Source organism: Vibrio sp. V12_P9A6T4, assembly GCF_963874835.1.
GTDB lineage: Bacteria > Pseudomonadota > Gammaproteobacteria > Enterobacterales > Vibrionaceae > Vibrio > Vibrio anguillarum.
On record NZ_CAWNJO010000022.1, the window covers coordinates 75,643 to 93,701 of the forward strand.

Sequence of the window (18,059 nt, forward strand, 5' to 3'; positions counted from 1 at the left end):
TTTAACTGAGTTCACCGCTTTAGTGGTGATAGCGTTTCATAAAGCATGATAAGGTTGCGCCATCAATTAACAATTCAAATAAAAATAAGGTTATAGCATGATCAAAAAATGCCTATTCCCAGCCGCTGGCTACGGTACACGTTTTCTTCCAGCGACAAAATCAATGCCCAAAGAGATGATGCCAGTAGTCAATAAACCCTTGATCGAATATGGTGTTGAAGAGGCGATTCAAGCCGGAATGACCGGGATGTGTATTGTGACTGGGCGTGGAAAACACTCGATCATGGATCACTTCGATAAAAACTATGAGTTAGAGCATCAAATTAGTGGCACCAACAAAGAAGAGCTACTGGTTGATATTCGTGAAATCATTGATACCGCCAACTTCACCTACATTCGTCAACGTGAAATGAAAGGTTTAGGCCATGCGATTTTAACGGGTCGAGAGTTAGTCGGCGATGAACCTTTTGCGGTGGTGCTGGCCGATGACTTATGTGTCAATCAAGAAAAAGGGGTTTTGGCACAAATGGTCGCTCTGTATAAACAGTTCCGCTGCTCAATTGTTGCCGTTCAAGAAGTGCCTGAAAATGAAACACATAAATACGGTGTTATTTCCGGTGAAATGATCAAAGACGATCTGTTCCGAGTGGATGACATGGTTGAAAAACCAGAACCAGGCACCGCACCAAGCAATTTAGCCATCATTGGTCGCTACATTTTAACCCCAGATATTTTTGATCTGATTGAGCAAACAGAGCCGGGTAAAGGTGGCGAAATTCAAATTACCGACGCGCTACTCAAACAAGCGCAATCAGGCTGTGTATTGGCGTATAAATTCAAAGGCCAACGCTTTGACTGTGGTAGCGTAGAAGGCTATATCGAAGCCACTAACTACTGCTTTGAAAACATGTACAAAAAGAACGAACAAAAAGTCGCGTTGGATAAACATTCGACTCATAAAGCTTAAGTAACCGAATGCGTTAGTCACCTAGCGCCTCCCCAATAAAAACCACGGCAAGTTCCGTGGTTTTTATTTACTGTTTTTTTATCCAGTACCTATTTGCACAAAACTCACACTATGCAATACTTGCTTAACTTGTGTTACATAGAGCCTAGATGATGGACAAAATTGAAGTTAGGGGCGCTCGAACCCACAACCTGAAAAATATCAACCTGACCATTCCACGCGATAAATTAACGGTGATTACAGGGCTATCAGGCTCGGGGAAGTCGTCTCTCGCCTTTGATACACTCTACGCAGAGGGCCAACGCCGCTATGTTGAATCGCTGTCTGCCTATGCACGCCAATTTTTATCTTTGATGGAAAAACCGGATGTTGACCATATTGAAGGTCTTTCACCGGCCATCTCTATTGAACAAAAATCAACCTCGCATAACCCTCGTTCTACGGTTGGCACCATTACCGAAGTTTATGACTACTTGCGTCTGCTCTATGCGCGAGTCGGTGAGCCGCGTTGCCCTGAGCACAAAGTGCCACTTCGCGCCCAAACCATCAGCCAGATGGTTGATAAGGTGTTGGAATTAGCTGAAGGTTCAAAGCTGATGCTGCTTGCACCGATTGTGAAAGAGCGCAAAGGTGAACACGTTAAAACGCTGGAAAACTTGGCCGCGCAAGGTTTTATCCGCGCCCGCATTGATGGTGAAACGTGCGATCTGACTGATCCACCAACCCTTGAACTACACAAAAAGCACACCATTGAAGTGGTGGTTGATCGCTTTAAAGTTCGTCCTGACCTACAGCAGCGCCTAGCCGAATCCTTTGAGACAGCGCTCGAATTGTCTGGCGGTATTGCTGTGGTTACTGACATGGATGGTGAAGGCGAACAGATTGTATTCTCAGCCAATTTTGCTTGTCCACACTGTGGCTACAGTATGCAGGAGTTAGAGCCTCGGCTGTTTTCATTTAATAACCCAGCGGGCGCATGCCACACCTGTGATGGTTTAGGCGTACAACAATATTTTGACCCTGAACGCGTTATCCAAGATAGCCAACTCAGCCTCGCGCAAGGAGCGATTCGTGGCTGGGATCAGAAAAATTACTACTACTTCCAGATGCTCACGTCACTCGCTGCGCATTATGATTTTGATTTACATACCCCATTTAACAAACTGCCTAAAAAGGTTCAGGAAATCATCTTGAAAGGCTCGGGGAAAACTGAGATTGAGTTTAACTACATTAACGATCGTGGTGATATTCGGGTTAAACGCCATCCGTTTGAAGGCATTCTCAATACACTTGAACGGCGTTATCGCGATACAGAATCTAACTCTGTCCGTGAAGATTTGGTGAAATACATCTCGACTAAGCCTTGTACCAGTTGTAATGGCACCCGTTTACGCATCGAAGCTCGCAACGTATTTATCAATGACACCGCGCTCCCGGAAGTGGTGGAACTGAGCATTGCCGATGCCTTGCAATTTTTCCAATCTCTTGATTTAGAAGGCCAACGAGCACAAATTGCTGAAAAAGTAATGAAAGAGATCAATGACCGTTTGCATTTCCTCGTCAACGTTGGGTTGAATTATCTCAACCTTTCTCGGAGTGCTGAAACCCTGTCAGGAGGCGAAGCACAACGGATTCGCTTAGCGAGCCAAATTGGCGCTGGACTCGTTGGGGTAATGTACGTCTTAGATGAGCCATCGATTGGGCTCCACCAGCGTGATAACGAACGGCTATTAAAAACGCTCACGCATTTGCGCGATCTAGGCAACACGGTATTAGTTGTAGAACATGACGAAGACGCCATTCGTATGGCCGATCATGTAATTGATATTGGCCCCGGTGCTGGTGTGCATGGTGGGCAAGTCGTCGCAGAAGGGAATGTGAATGACATAATTTCCAACCCTAATTCGCTCACGGGACAGTACCTGAGCGGCGCAAAAAAAATTGCGATTCCTACCGTGCGTACCCCGAGAGATCCCAAGAAAACGGTGGAGCTTATCGGCGCGTCGGGTAACAACCTCAAGACGGTTGATTTATCAATTCCTGTTGGCTTATTTAGCTGCGTAACAGGAGTTTCAGGCTCCGGTAAATCAACCTTAATTAATGATACCTTTTTTAAAATTGCTCATACGGCCTTAAATGGAGCCACCACAGCAACGCCAGCTCCATATCAAAAAATCAAAGGGTTAGAGCATTTTGATAAGGTCATCGACATTGACCAGAGCCCGATAGGCCGAACTCCCCGCTCAAACCCGGCCACCTATACGGGCATTTTCACACCGATCCGTGAGCTATTCTCAGGCACTCAAGAGTCTCGCTCTCGAGGCTATAAACCGGGTCGTTTTAGCTTTAACGTACGCGGTGGACGCTGCGAAGCATGCCAAGGTGATGGTGTGATTAAGGTTGAAATGCACTTTTTACCCGATGTTTACGTGCCATGCGATGTGTGTAAGGGCAAACGCTATAATCGTGAAACATTGGAAGTCCGCTACAAAGGCAAAGCGATTGATGAAGTGTTGGAGATGACCGTCGAAGATGCTTACGCTTTTTTTGAGCCCGTACCGATGATCGCTCGCAAACTCAAGACTTTGATTGACGTGGGTTTATCCTACATACGCCTCGGACAAGCGGCGACGACATTGTCAGGGGGCGAAGCTCAACGCGTCAAACTGGCTCGTGAACTATCAAAACGCGATACAGGAAAAACCTTGTACATTTTGGATGAGCCAACGACTGGCTTACACTTCCATGATATCCAACAGCTCTTGACCGTATTGCATCGCCTACGCGACCACGGCAATACCGTGGTGGTGATTGAACACAACTTAGATGTGATTAAAACCGCAGACTGGGTGATCGACTTAGGGCCAGAAGGTGGACAAGGCGGCGGCGAAATTATTGCTCAAGGAACGCCCGAAGATGTGGCGCAGATCGAAGGTTCACACACAGCACGCTTTCTTAAGCCTATGTTGAAATAGAAAAAAACGGTAAAGTAAAGAAACCAGCAAGTGGTTGCTGGTTTCTTTTAATTGGAACGCGAGACCTATGGCAACATTGCATCTAAGCGGTACACAACTTGAAGCACAAACACCCGCCATCCCGTTAAACAAACCCTTTTTGCTTTCGATTGGCATTCTCTATTTACTGGCAATGCATTTTTTTATGCCCAACCCTGGTGGCTCAGGTCTGGCTTTATCTTTTAATCCAACCACTTGGCTTGCCCTTAGTTTTACGCTCTCATTAGGTCTGTATCAACTCGCATCTAACCGTAGGTTACGCTATTCCAAACTGACCATCGGTCTTTTCATCAGTTGTACCATCATGACGATTCCGCTGCTTTATACGAATGCTCAAATTGAGTCGTCGCTGAGTCGAATGTTAGGACTATGGGCTGGGCTGCTTTTTTTTGTATTGCTGCAACAATTTCGTTTTAGTAACAAACATAAGCAGCGATTACTCTGGTTTATCGTACTCGCGGTATTGATTGAAACTCTATTTGGTCTGTACCAATACTTTTTGCTTTCACCCGATAATATTTTTGGCTACAACACCCTCATCAACCGCCCTTACGGCATTTTTCAGCAACCGAATGTGATGGCGAGCTTTCTCGCGACAGGGCTGGTTATGTCCGGCTATTTACTGGCTCGCCAACCGAAAAAGTACAATCAGCATGTTAGCGAAGTGAGCCTACTTTATGTCACTCCACTGCTCACTGCACCGTTGCTGGTGATATTAGCCTCGCGCACTGGCTGGATTGGCGCGGTACTCGGCACGCTTTTTGTTCTGCCTTACCTATTTAAATTTTCGACGCCTAAACGGTTTTGGGGATGGAGCGCTGCAACGCTATTGGGTATTGCTTTAGGGTTTGTCGCTGTCTATTCCCAAGGCACGGGCGATTTTCTAGAGAATAAGGCTGATTTAGAGAGCCCTCGCCGTTATACCTTTCCTCAAACCATCGATATGGTCATAGAGAAACCCTTCACGGGTTATGGCTATGGCAAGTTTGAATCTGAATATTTGCTTTATACTGCAAGGCAACACCAATTAAACCCTAGCTACCAACCGGGGTTGGCGTCGATGGATCATCCTCATAATGAATTACTATTCTGGGCGGTGGAAGGCGGTTTGTTACCTGTGCTAGGGATCACACTGGCCATGCTTTTCGTGCTCATGCGGATGTATTCGGCCAAGAAAGGGACCAGGCTTGCGATGTTCGCCCTTTTCATCCCTATCGTGTTGCACAGCCAACTCGAATACCCATTTTACCATTCTGCCATTCATTGGATAACCTTCATTATTCTGCTTTTTTGGGTTGATCAACGCGTGGCTAAATACCGTTCGGCCCCTTTTGGCCTTATCAGTAAATCCCTGTTTCGAGTATTGAGTTTAGTACTGCCGATTTTGACTGGCTTTTATATGCTCAGCGCACTGCACAGTAATTACGTGCTTACCCAATTTGAGAAATCTCAACCCAAGAACCCGGATATCCTACAAAAGGTGACGAACCCTGTGGTTTGGAAAGACCGTTTTGATTGGGATGTCTACAGCACTTACCTCAACATTGGTCTGTATAATCAAGATTCTAAATTGATTACGCCATACATCGACTGGTCATTGGCCATCATAAAACATAAACCGCGTCCTGCTTTTTACAATAATCTGATCTTGGCTTACCAAGGTATTGGTGACGAAAGCCGTGCAGAGCAAATTCGCTCCGAAGCTGCATTTTTGTTCCCCAATATGGATTTCAGTGAGGTGCAGTATAGCCCGCCAACCAGTTCGGCTGATCGTTCGTCTGCCAATTAAATTGAGTATATGAGCCTTATTCATAAAAAAAGCTTTCCCAAAAATAGAGAAAGCTTTTAACCGTTGAGCTTATTTCACACTCCAACCAGTAGATCTCACTGCCAGATGAATGGCTTACGTCACTGGTGGAAAATCCAACACCATGGTAGCAACGCTGAAATAGATGATCACCCCGATAGAATCCGCAATGGTCGTGATCAACGGAGCACTGGCTGACGCAGGATCGAGCTTAAACTTATTCAGAATGAACGGAAGGAGCATTCCAACAATACAGCCAATAATCACCACAATTTGCATCGTTACCGCAACGACAAAAGCGATATCACTGCCGCCTCGCCAAAAACCCAATAAAGAGACAGCAATGGCCATTGTTGCCCCTAATAACGCCGCAATCCCTAACTCTCGCACCAACATGGATAGCCAATCTTTCATCACCACTTCACCAGTGGCTAAGGCTCGAACCATCAACGTAGCTGACTGGGATCCTGCATTACCGCCGCTATCAATCAACAGTGGTAAGAAGAAGACCAAGGCGACATAGGTTTGAATCGTCTCCTCAAAGTACGCAATACCGGCACCAGAAAAAAGATTACCAAAGACTAACAACACCAGCCAAAACACACGTTTCTTGTACATTAACCATACGCTGGCTTCTTTAAGGTTACCGGTAAAACCAACCGCAGCGACTTTATGAAAATCCATATCCGCTTGCTGCTCGGCCACGTCCATCGCATCGTCATAAGTCACTATACCGACCAAACGAAATTGCTCATCAAAAACAGGCACCGCAAGTAAATCGTATTTACTGATGGCTTGCGCTGCACACTCTTGATCTTCATCGGCTCGCACAAACACTGTCTCTTTGGTCATGATGTCAGAGACAAGCGAGGTCGGTTGTGCCAGCACTAAATCCTTAAGCGAAAGTGTACCAAGTAAGCGATTCTGTTTATCAATCACATACGCTTGATAGATGGTTTCCCTCTCGTTGGCCATTTCACGTAAACGCGCAATCGCCTGCTGCACATCATCATCGGCGTTTAACGTCGCATAATCTGTCGTCATGATAGAGCCGACCGAGCCTTGCGGGTAGGCTGCAAGTTGTTGTACATCTTGCCGCTCTTGTTGATCCAGTAGAGCAAGTAGCGGCGGTTGGCGCGTCTCATCCAAGTGAGCATATAAGTCAGCCCTTTCATCATGGGGCATAACTTGAAGCACTTTCGCAAGCGCTTCGAGCGGCATTCTCTCCACCACTTTTTCTCTGATAGGCTCAGAAAAATACCCCAATAGCGCCGCTTGACGAGCGATTGGCATCAATTGCACCAGCTCAAAGACATCCTCTTCGCTCAAGGTCTGATTAGCCAACTGCTCAGCGAAGACTTGAGCAATATCAGCGATGGGATACTGTTCCATTAATTGATTTAAGTTTAATGGGTCACGATTAAAATTAATCGCAGCGAGTTCTAACGCTATTTTTTGTAATTTCATTATCATATCTCAGCCGATATTTAACTTTAAAAATAAACATAATAATTTTAAAGCTTATTTTTATAATCAATGTATTCAATGAATAACTTAAATTTTAAGCACACTGTTCCAATCTCACTAAAATTTCATTTAGTGAGATTGAGTGACTTATTTTAAAGTTTGTTAATATTTCTTATATAGAATAGGCGCCAATCACTCGATTACGACTATCGATGATAGGGATAATAGGCAAATGACTGTCTAATAATAACTTTCTAGCTTGAACCTTATCCATTAAGGCCGATACGGCAATATCGCTTTTGTGCATAATATCTTTCATGATGATATTCATCTGTGATACCACCACCTTGCTTAAATAAACAAATCCTAAGTATTCACCTGCATCACCAGAGATAAAGATAAGGTTTAAACGCTTATCGGTTAAGGACGATGAGCGTAGAATCGCAATCACCGCCTCTACAGATAGCGATGCGCCTATACAAATAAAGTTGTTATCCATTTCGGTTTGAATAGAGTGAGCAGCAGGTAGCCGGTTGCCCATAGCTAATGATGTGTTGTACATAACCATCTTTGTATCTCCTTGAAACGATCAAGGCAAAGAAACCAAATTATGCAGAAAATCCACGTAACTGAGCTGCAATAAGCTTATACCATCAAGCTCAAGCATTCCCCGCCTTGAACAAGCAAGTTAGGAGAAGATAAAGTCAGTCAAATAGAGAAGCCGTGTACTTGCGAAAGTTCTAGCGGTGTACAGATGACACGCAAGAAATTCAAAAGCATTCACGCTCTAGCCAGTAGAAACGCTGTATTGAATAAATCATATGATCGACTTAAACAAACACGATACTCTATAAAAAGAGTGTGATATTGACAGGAGAGAACAAGAAAAGGAGCTTCGTTAGTATGAATACCAACTTAGCAAAAGCGAGGCTTTAAATGAAAAGTTGGCAACAAAACGTAGGCTTTTCTACTAACCAGAAAATACCACACTTGGATAATCGACTACTCGACGAGTCCATAGGTTTCTATTGCACCTCTAAAAAGTTAATAATAAGTATGCTTTCTCAGCGCGGTTATCCTAACGCAGATAAAATAATGGTCAACCAAAACAATCGAACAATGTTCATTTTTTACAATACCATGACAATACAAAGTAGCATCCAAACCTGTTCTAATATTTAGGCCACAAACTTTAGCATCGTATATTTATTATAAATACACAAAATGCCACTTATATTCACAGGAGTAATTAAACCATTAACGGAAGAATTTATCTTAAGACATCAATCACGAGTATTCCACTCACGCTAGGGAAGAGCTAACAATAAAAATGAATTTTATGATTGATGCTGAAACGAACAACGTTCAGCATCAGCACCACTAAAAAGGAGCAAATGCTCCCTTATGTGTTTTTTTGCTAATTTGTTAATGACTCTTCTAACGCCCGCAAGCATAAGGCCACGTTTTCACTGCGTGCCCCATACCCCATTAGGCCAATACGCCACGCTTTACCCGCTAAAGTGCCAAGACCTGCGCCGATCTCCAAGTTGTATTGATTGAGTAGATGCGCTCGCACTTTAGCCTCATCAACCCCCTCTGGAATATAGATCGCATTCAATTGCGGTAAACGACAATCTTCAGCAACGACAAATTCAAATCCTAATTTTTCTAGGCCCAGCTTTAATTTGTCATGCATCACACGATGACGTGCCCACGCCTGCTCTAGGCCTTCATTTCTCAACACCAGTAAGGCTTCATGCAATGCGTACAAACTGTTAACTGGCGCAGTGTGGTGATAACTGCGTTTGCCTGCACCGCTCCAATAACCAAGCACTAAGCTTTGATCTAAAAACCAGCTTTGAACGGGGGTTGTGCGAGATTGAATTTTTTCAATCGCTTGCGCTGAAAAAGTCAGTGGCGATAAACCCGGAGGGCACGATAAGCACTTTTGGCTCCCAGAATAGACGGCATCGAGCTGCCATTGATCCACATAAAGTGGCACGCCGCCTAAGGATGTCACCGCATCTACAATACTCAGCATGTTGTTTTGCTTAGCCAGCAAACCTAATGCTTGCGCATCACTCAATGCACCAGTTGACGTTTCTGCATGGACAAACGCGAGAATTTTAGCATCAGGGTTAGCCTGTATGGCTTGTTCGACTTTATCCAGCGAAACGGGGGCTCCCCACTCATCATCCACCAGCACCACTTCTCCGCCACAGCGCACTACATTCTCGCGCATACGCTCGCCAAAAACGCCATTGCGACACACGATGACCTTATCTCCCGGCTCAATCAAGTTGACAAAGCACGCCTCCATACCAGCGCTGCCCGGCGCGGAAACCGCGATGGTAAACTCATTTTCCGTTTGAAAAGCGTATTTAAGCAGCTGCTTTAGCTCATCCATCATCTGGATAAAAAGCGGATCTAAGTGGCCAACAGTCGGCCTGCTCAGCGCTTGTAATACTTGAGGGTAAATATCTGACGGGCCTGGCCCCATCAAAATTCGCTGAGGTGGGTTAAAACTGGTAATGGACATAGTTGCTCCTTGCTTGTGGCCAAATGCGAATAGAATACCCAGAGTAAAACAAATCCGCTGAAGCAACAATTCGACCGAAGTCTAGAGGTCAAACCAGTGTCACACTCTGGTTAATTTTATTTTACATTTGGACTTAATTAGCGATTGACATTAACAGTTCAAAAACGTTCAATGAATGAGCTATCTAGCAGAAGAGGAGCACTGCCCAGGCAGATGTCTTGTGGAGCCTCAACTCCAATACAAAACATTAATGGGGAGCAGTGCCGAGATAAACCAAGGTTGTGGATTTGGTTTATCGGTTGAATGGGCTGAATCCCTTCAACTGTCATCAGCAACCCTGATGAAGAGCTTCTGAGGTAAACCAATCATAAAAACACCTCTTTATTTGCTCTAGAAAAACTCTCTTCAAACATTGGACGTTGGTACACCAACACTATTTTTATTTCAGGAAGTCGTGGGAGAAATGCCGTGAGCGCATTCAATGTCGCCAAATTTGGCGGAACAAGCGTTGCTAACTTTGAAGCAATGAGCCTTTGTGCCGCTGTGATCGAAAATAATCCAGAGACCAAATTAGTCGTGAGCAGTGCCTGCTCTGGCGTGACGAATTTATTGGTTGAATTAGCCAATGGCATACAAGATGCCAATCAACGCTTAAGTATTATCAAACAGTTAGCTGATATTCACCATGCGATTATTGACAAGCTTGCCGACCCGCTGCAGGTTGAAAAAGAGGTACACTCAATTTTAGATATGGTGGCCAGTGTCGCAGAAGCGGCCTCTTTTCAAGCGAGTAAAAAACTGACCGATCACTTAGTGGCTTGTGGCGAGTTAATGTCGACCTTCATTCTGACACAATTACTGCGTGAACGTGGCATGGATGCGATCCGTTTTGATATTCGAGAAGTGCTGCGTACTGATGATCACTACGGTCGGGCGGAACCGCAATTAGAGCAGATCCAGCAATTAGCCCAAGAGAAGTTAACACCACTTTGTCGGCAACACGTAGTGGTAACTCAAGGTTTCATCGGCGCTGATGAACAAGGGAATACAACCACATTGGGCCGAGGCGGCAGTGATTATTCTGCGGCCTTGATCGCCGAAGCGGTACAAGCTTCTGGCTTAGAAATTTGGACTGATGTGCCGGGGATTTATACGACCGACCCTCGCATTGCGCCTAAAGCCGCTCCGATTGCGGAAATAAGCTTTAGCGAAGCATCGGAGATGGCAAACTTTGGCGCTAAAATTTTGCATCCATCGACGTTGCTGCCCGCGCTTCGCCACGATATCCCTGTGTTTGTCGGCTCCTCAAAAGAGCCTGAAAAAGGCGGCACTTGGATCCGTAAACGTGTGGAAAGCTCACCTCTATTTAGAGCCTTGACCCTACGCTGCAATCAAACCATGGTTACGCTACGCAGCGCTAGCATGTTTCACGCATACGGCTTTCTTTCGAAGGTGTTTGAAATTTTAGCCAAACACAAAATTTCGGTGGATCTGATCACCACCTCTGAAATCAGCGTCTCATTAACATTAGATAAAACCGATACCTCAGGTGGAGCAGCTGAACTGCCTCAAGCGGTGCGCTTAGAATTAGAAGAGCTGTGTAAAGTTGAAGTCGAACATAATCTGTGTTTAGTTGCGCTGATCGGCAACAACATGAGTGAAAGCAAAGGCTATGCAAAACAAGTTTTTAGCACCTTAGAAGATTTCAATTTGCGTATGATTTGCTATGGTGCCAGCCCACACAACCTCTGCTTTTTATTACACGAGTCGGTTTCTAAAGCGGCAATTCAGAAACTTCATCAAGATTTGTTTGAACGATAAAACCACATTGAGTAGTAACACGCTGAATAAAAAACAGGTTGGCTTAGCCAACCTGTTTTTTATTACTTAATCTAAATTCGGCCCAAGCCATTTTTCCGCTTCTTGCATATTCCAGCCTTTACGTTGCGCGTAATCTTGCATCTGATCTTGCTGAATTTGTGCAATGGCAAAATAACGAGAGTCAGGATGCGAGAAGTACCAACCTGACACCGAAGCACCTGGCCACATAGCGTAACTGGTGGTTAAAGACATATCGATGGTTTGCTCAACCTGCAACATCTCCCACAAGGTGCCTTTTTCCGTATGCTCAGGACACGCAGGATAGCCCGGCGCTGGGCGTATACCTTGGTATTTCTCACGGATCAAATCATCGTTCGACAACTCTTCGTCAGCAGCATAGCCCCAAATTTCTTTACGAACTTGCTGATGCAAATATTCCGCAAAAGCCTCAGCAAGACGATCAGCTACCGCTTGGATCATGATGGCGTTGTAGTCATCGCCTTGCGCTTTATATTGGTCTGCTAATTCTCGCTCACCAATTCCGCCTGTCACGGCAAATGCGCCGATCCAATCTCGTTTACCACTCTCTTTTGGTGCAATGTAATCGGACAGGCAGTAGTTATAACCTTTGGGCTTTTCGGTTTGTTGGCGTAAGTGATGCAGAACATGAGCAACCTCGGTGCGCGATTCATCGCGATACACTTCGATATCATCCCCCACACTCGCGGCCGGGAATAAAGAGCAAATACCGCGAGCCTTGAGTAGCCCTTCTCGCTCAACTCTATCAAGCAATGCATTAGCATCATGGAATAAACTTTGCGCTTCCTCTCCCACCTCTTCGTGTTCAAAAATCGTCGGATATTTACCCATCAATGACCATGTCATGAAAAATGGTGTCCAGTCGATGTAACGACGAAGGGTAGCCACATCAAAATCATCAAACACATGTACGCCCAATTTAGCCGGAACTGGCGGCGTATAGTTACCCCAATCGATAACCGCTTTATTTGCCCTTGCCACTTCTAATGATACGGGTTTAGTACGGGGGGTTTTACGGTGATGTTGATCACGCGTGCGTTCATAATCGAGGTTTAATTTTTCCACAAAAGCAGGACGTAACTCATCAGAAAGAAGCGAAGAACAAACGCCTACTGCGCGCGAAGCATTGTTCACGTAAACAACTGGCTGGTGATAATTTTGCTCAATTTTAACTGCAGTATGTGCTTTAGAGGTGGTTGCTCCGCCAATCAAAAGCGGTAATTTAAACCCTTGTCGCTCCATTTCTTTGGCGACGTGCACCATTTCATCTAAAGAGGGAGTGATGAGGCCGGATAACCCAATGATGTCGACATTCTGTTCTTTCGCGACTTTGAGGATCTGCTCGCATGGCACCATAACACCGAGGTCAATGATTTCGTAGTTATTACACTGCAAAACGACGCCAACGATATTTTTGCCGATGTCGTGTACATCCCCTTTAACTGTGGCAAGAAGGATTTTGCCATTATTGGAACCTGCTTGCTTAAGCGCGTTGATGTAGGGCTCTAAATGCGCAACGGCTTGCTTCATAACGCGCGCCGATTTCACTACTTGCGGCAGGAACATTTTCCCTTCGCCAAAGAGGTCGCCGACCACGTTCATTCCATCCATGAGAGGCCCTTCGATCACATCCAGTGGGCGAGTGGCATTTTGACGAGCTTCTTCCGTATCTTCAACAATATACTCGGTGATACCTTTGACTAACGCATGCTCTAAACGTTTTGCGACTGGCCATGAACGCCATTCAAGCGCACTGGCATCCTCTTCCTTACCGACACCTTTGTTCGCATATTCAGCCGCAATATCCAGTAAGCGTTCAGTGCCATCGCTGCGGCGATTGAGAATGATATCTTCGACTGCTTCACGCAGTTTCTCAGGCACGTTATCGTAAATCTCAAGCTGACCGGCATTGACGATACCCATGTCCATGCCGTTTTTAAAACAGTGATAAAGGAATACAGCATGGATCGCTTCACGCACATAGTTGTTACCGCGAAAAGAGAAAGAGACGTTGGAAACCCCGCCGGAAATCATCGCATGGGGTAAATTACGTTTGATATCAGCCACGGCTTCGATAAAGTCCACAGCATAATTATTATGCTCATCAATACCAGTCGCAACCGCGAAAATATTCGGATCAAAAATGATATCTTCAGCAGGGAAACCAACCTCATCAACCAAAATTCGATAAGCTTTGGTACAAATTTCAAGTTTTCGCTCACGGGTATCCGCTTGGCCTACTTCATCAAACGCCATCACGATCACAGCAGCACCATAGCGGCGAATGAGTTTAGCTTGTTCAACAAACTTCTCTTTCCCCTCCTTGAGGGAAATAGAGTTCACAATCCCTTTGCCTTGAATGCATTTGAGACCTGCTTCAATTACCTCCCACTTAGAAGAATCAACCATGATTGGTACTTTGGAAATATCCGGCTCAGAAGCGCATAAATTGAGAAAGCGGACCATGCAAGCTTGCGCATCCAACATCCCTTCATCCATATTGATATCGATGATTTGTGCACCGTTTTCGACCTGCTCTCGAGCAACATGCAGCGCCTCATCATACTGCTCATCTTTGATTAAACGCTTAAAACGCGCAGAACCAGTGACGTTAGTTCGCTCACCTACGTTGATGAATAAGCTCTCTTTGGTAATCGTCAGCGGCTCTAGACCGGATAGACGACAAGCCACTGGAATATCGGGTAACGCTCTTGGTTTCACACCTTCGACCACTTTTGCCATTTGTCTAATGTGCTCAGGAGTGGTTCCACAACAGCCACCAACAAGGTTCAAGAATCCTGCTCGCGCCCATTCCCCGATGTGCTTCGCCATCTCATCGGCTTCAAGATCATACTCACCGAATGCGTTAGGCAACCCCGCATTGGGATGAGCCGAGACATAACATTCGGAAATACGTGATAGCTCTTCAACGTATTGGCGCAATTCATCTGGACCGAGTGCACAGTTCAAACCAAATGAGATAGGCTCAACGTGTCGCAGTGCATTATAAAAGGCTTCGGTTGTTTGCCCAGAAAGCGTTCGACCAGAGGCATCGGTGATTGTCCCTGAGATCATCACGGGCAGTTTGTAACCCAACTCTTCAAACACACAATCCACCGCAAAGGCACAGGCTTTAGCATTTAAAGTATCGAAAATAGTTTCAATCAAAATTAAGTCGCTGCCGCCACGAATTAAAGCACGTGTTGATTCTGAGTAAGCTTCAACTAATTGCTCAAAGCTGATATTTCGAAAACCAGGGTCATTCACGTCAGGGGAGAGCGAGCAAGTGCGGTTTGTTGGCCCTAGCACTCCTGCTACATAACGAGGTTTCTCAGGCGTTTTCGCCGTCCATTCGTCAGCAGCTTCGCGTGCAAGTTTTGCAGCAGCGAAATTGATCTCATCGCTAATGGCTTGCATATCGTAGTCGGCCATTGCGATGCTCGTCGCGTTGAAGGTATTCGTCTCTAGGATATCAGCACCTGCTTCCAAGTAAGCACTATGAATTTCTTTGATTAACTGAGGCTGCGTCAAGACGAGAAGGTCATTATTTCCTTTCAGATCGCTTGGCCAATGGGCAAAGCGATCTCCGCGATAATCTTGCTCTTCCAATTTATAGCTCTGAATCATGGTGCCCATGCCACCATCAATCAATAATATTCTCTGTTGCAATTGAGCTTCAATTTGACTTCTAACTTCTCTTCCCACAGTACAGCCTCATTCCTTTTGGTTATTCGCTCATCCTATCATATAACCATTAGAAATCTAGACGTCTAAACTTCACTTTAATTATCGTTTGATACATCTGCAATCATGGCTAAAAAGTGTTTGCTATTTGTACATCATCCAAGGAGAATTTCATTCATATTTTGTTACACGACGAGAAAACAATGTCTGTCTATTACACTTTATGCTTCCTATCAGGAGCAGCAATGTTGATTGCCTTTCTAAACAGTAAGATAGGCAATATGCAAACCACTATCGCCATTACAGCAGGATCGATGATGTTGTCATTATTGATCTTAGTTGCAGGTCAAAATGATTGGTTTCATCTAACTCAAATAGCGACAGAAACCGTCAACAGTATTAACTTTGAAAATTTTCTGCTCAAAGGAATACTCGGTTTTCTACTTTTCGCTGGCGGCCTAGGCATCAAATTACCCAACCTAAAAGATCAGAAATGGGAAATCGCGGTTCTTGCACTAGGCGCAACGCTATTTTCAACCTTCTTCATCGGTTTTGGGCTATACGCCTTCTGTCAATTTACCGGTATTCACTTCGATCTCGTTTACTGTCTGCTATTTGGTGCACTCATATCACCAACAGACCCAATAGCCGTATTAGCTATTGTTAAAAAGTTAAATGCACCAAAACGTATTTCAACCCAAATCGAGGGAGAATCGCTCTTTAATGATGGTTTTGGTTTGGTTATCTTTGTCACTATTTTCACTATTGCATTTGGTACAGAAGCACCAACCATAGGTAGTGTAACTATGTTGTTTATTCAAGAGGCAATGGGGGGCATCCTGTATGGCCTAGCTCTTGGGCTATTATTCCACTACCTCATCAGCGCCACCGATGATCACTCAATGGAACTGCTTTTAACCATTGGTATACCGACTGCTGGCTATGTTTTTGCAGATGTTATTCATGTTTCCGGACCTTTAGCTATGGTTGTATCAGGGATAATGATCGGCAACTGGACACGCTTCATTGGCTTTTCAAAAGAAAGTGAAGAACACCTTGACCACTTTTGGGAATTGGTTGACGAATTTTTGAATGGTGTGCTCTTCCTACTTATCGGTATGTCGATGCTACTCTTCAAATTCCATGAAGAGGACTGGATATTGATGGCTTTCGCCATTCCTCTTGTCTTATCTGCTCGCTATCTAAGCGTTTTTTTCTCTTACATCGGCTTCAAGCGTTACCGCTCCTACAACCCATGGTCAATAAAGATACTAACTTGGGGAGGGCTACGAGGTGGGCTAGCACTAGCAATGGCACTTTCTATCCCATCTGGCATATTAGTTATCCCAGACAAGCTTATTGATGTAAAAGAGATAATCCTTGTTATGACCTACGCTGTCGTGGTGTTCTCAATACTTATTCAAGGATCAACAATTACCCCATTGATAGACAAAGCAAAACAAGCTGAAAAGTCGTCAGTGTAGAAAGAAAGCTGTCAGTAATAACTGATCAAATCAATTTTATCCCTAGCCGATGTTCTAGAACATCGGCTTTTGCTATCTTTACTTTGTTGCTCCTCTCTATATCTACTGTAATACCAATTCAAAAAATATGATCTAATTAAGGCTGTTGAACCATGGTGAAATATCACTATGGATAGCTTTAGTAACACTTATTTAAAAAGCTGGCTAACCCTATTCAAATGAAGGTGTGATGATGGCTCTCGCAGACTCCAAAGAAAGTCATTCACGTACACAAATAATCACACAATAGCTTAAAGTCAGCCGAACAAGTTTGAACAAACAGGTTCAATGATTATTGAAGAAGGACGCCAAGTAAAACTACGGACCGGTAAGCGAGCCTTAGCTAATCAGAGTGTTACGGATTACAAGGAGTGAATATGTAAGTATGTGTGGAATTGATTTTTAGAAGACGGCACTGAGAGTGATAAAAATAAAATGCTATTTTACTCAAACGAAAAAAGCCCTGCTATTACTAGCAGGGCTTCTTAATAAGTGGCGGAGCGGACGGGACTCGAACCCGCGACCCCCGGCGTGACAGGCCGGTATTCTAACCAACTGAACTACCGCTCCGCAGCGTGTCTGGTTAGACAATATTCAAAGCCTGGCGATGTCCTACTCTCACATGGGGAGACCCCACACTACCATCGGCGCTGTTGTGTTTCACTTCTGAGTTCGGCATGGAATCAGGTGGGTCCACAACGCTATGGTCGCCAAGCAAATTTCTTAATTCGGAAAGCTGCTTCGTTCTCATTCACACATTCAATGTTCTTCAATTGAGCCCACAAAACCCCTTCGGTGTTGTATGGTTAAGCCTCACGGGCAATTAGTATTGGTTAGCTCAACGCCTCGCAGCGCTTACACACCCAACCTATCAACGTTCTAGTCTCGAACAACCCTTTAGGACACTTAAAGTGCCAGGGAAGACTCATCTCAGGGCTTGCTTCGCGCTTAGATGCTTTCAGCGCTTATCAATTCCGAACTTAGCTACCGGGCAATGCCATTGGCATGACAACCCGAACACCAGCGGTTCGTCCACTCCGGTCCTCTCGTACTAGGAGCAGCCCCCTTCAATCTTCCAACGCCCACGGCAGATAGGGACCGAACTGTCTCACGACGTTCTAAACCCAGCTCGCGTACCACTTTAAATGGCGAACAGCCATACCCTTGGGACCGACTTCAGCCCCAGGATGTGATGAGC

General features: G+C 44.9%; 9 protein-coding genes, 1 tRNA gene, 2 rRNA genes and 1 riboswitch. Of the genes, 5 read left to right on the forward strand and 7 right to left on the reverse strand.

From position 1 onward, the window contains the following. The first annotated feature begins 97 nt into the window (after window positions 1-97). The 3 genes from galU to AACQ42_RS01280 all read left to right on the forward strand — a co-directional run bounded on the left by galU (window position 98) and on the right by AACQ42_RS01280 (window position 5,770). Window positions 98-967 (forward strand): UTP--glucose-1-phosphate uridylyltransferase GalU, encoded by an 870-nt coding sequence (gene galU, locus AACQ42_RS01270; RefSeq protein WP_013857894.1) that lies wholly within the window; start codon window positions 98-100, stop codon window positions 965-967. Window positions 968-1,119: 152 nt separating this feature from the next. After that, a complete protein-coding gene (uvrA, locus tag AACQ42_RS01275; RefSeq protein WP_026029161.1) occupies window positions 1,120-3,942 on the forward strand; it encodes an excinuclease ABC subunit UvrA in 2,823 nt (940 codons plus the stop codon). Between the two features lie 34 nt (window positions 3,943-3,976). Continuing rightward, window positions 3,977-5,770: a PglL family O-oligosaccharyltransferase gene (locus tag AACQ42_RS01280; protein ID WP_094166195.1), complete on the forward strand. Its 1,794-nt coding sequence runs from the start codon at window positions 3,977-3,979 to the stop codon at window positions 5,768-5,770. A gap of 114 nt (window positions 5,771-5,884) precedes the next feature. Here the strand turns inward: AACQ42_RS01280 and mgtE are convergent, their stop codons facing one another. The 3 genes from mgtE to AACQ42_RS01295 form a co-directional block, all read right to left on the reverse strand. Further along, complete coding sequence (gene mgtE, locus AACQ42_RS01285; RefSeq protein ID WP_088731551.1) at window positions 5,885-7,261, reverse strand: magnesium transporter; 1,377 nt, start codon at window positions 7,259-7,261, stop codon at window positions 5,885-5,887. A gap of 166 nt (window positions 7,262-7,427) precedes the next feature. After that, window positions 7,428-7,823, reverse strand: a complete 396-nt coding sequence (locus AACQ42_RS01290; protein WP_094166196.1) for a hypothetical protein — start codon at window positions 7,821-7,823, stop codon at window positions 7,428-7,430. An 849-nt stretch (window positions 7,824-8,672) separates the two neighbouring features. After that, window positions 8,673-9,794 (reverse strand): pyridoxal-phosphate-dependent aminotransferase family protein, encoded by a 1,122-nt coding sequence (locus tag AACQ42_RS01295; RefSeq protein WP_088720755.1) that lies wholly within the window; start codon window positions 9,792-9,794, stop codon window positions 8,673-8,675. Window positions 9,795-9,977: 183 nt separating this feature from the next. Further along, window positions 9,978-10,153, forward strand: a riboswitch (Lysine riboswitch). 109 nt (window positions 10,154-10,262) lie between these two features. Here AACQ42_RS01295 and lysC point away from each other — a divergent pair. After that, the gene (gene lysC, locus AACQ42_RS01300; protein WP_094166197.1) at window positions 10,263-11,615 is read left to right on the forward strand and encodes a lysine-sensitive aspartokinase 3; all 1,353 of its coding nucleotides are present in this window, start codon (window positions 10,263-10,265) and stop codon (window positions 11,613-11,615) included. A gap of 66 nt (window positions 11,616-11,681) precedes the next feature. Here lysC and metH read toward each other — a convergent pair whose 3' ends face one another. Beyond that, window positions 11,682-15,359 carry a methionine synthase gene (gene metH, locus AACQ42_RS01305; RefSeq protein ID WP_094166198.1) on the reverse strand — a complete coding sequence of 1,226 codons (3,678 nt, stop codon included), beginning with the start codon at window positions 15,357-15,359 and terminating at the stop codon, window positions 11,682-11,684. A gap of 182 nt (window positions 15,360-15,541) precedes the next feature. Between metH and AACQ42_RS01310 the strand changes: the two genes are divergently transcribed. Beyond that, the gene (locus tag AACQ42_RS01310; protein ID WP_094166199.1) at window positions 15,542-16,822 is read left to right on the forward strand and encodes a cation:proton antiporter; all 1,281 of its coding nucleotides are present in this window, start codon (window positions 15,542-15,544) and stop codon (window positions 16,820-16,822) included. Between the two features lie 532 nt (window positions 16,823-17,354). Here AACQ42_RS01310 and AACQ42_RS01315 read toward each other — a convergent pair. The 3 genes from AACQ42_RS01315 to AACQ42_RS01325 form a co-directional block, all read right to left on the reverse strand. Further along, window positions 17,355-17,431 (reverse strand) — tRNA-Asp (locus tag AACQ42_RS01315). A 29-nt stretch (window positions 17,432-17,460) separates the two neighbouring features. Further along, window positions 17,461-17,576, reverse strand: a 5S ribosomal RNA gene (gene rrf / locus AACQ42_RS01320). Window positions 17,577-17,663: 87 nt separating this feature from the next. Continuing rightward, a 23S ribosomal RNA gene (locus tag AACQ42_RS01325) occupies window positions 17,664-18,059 on the reverse strand; the annotation flags it as partial.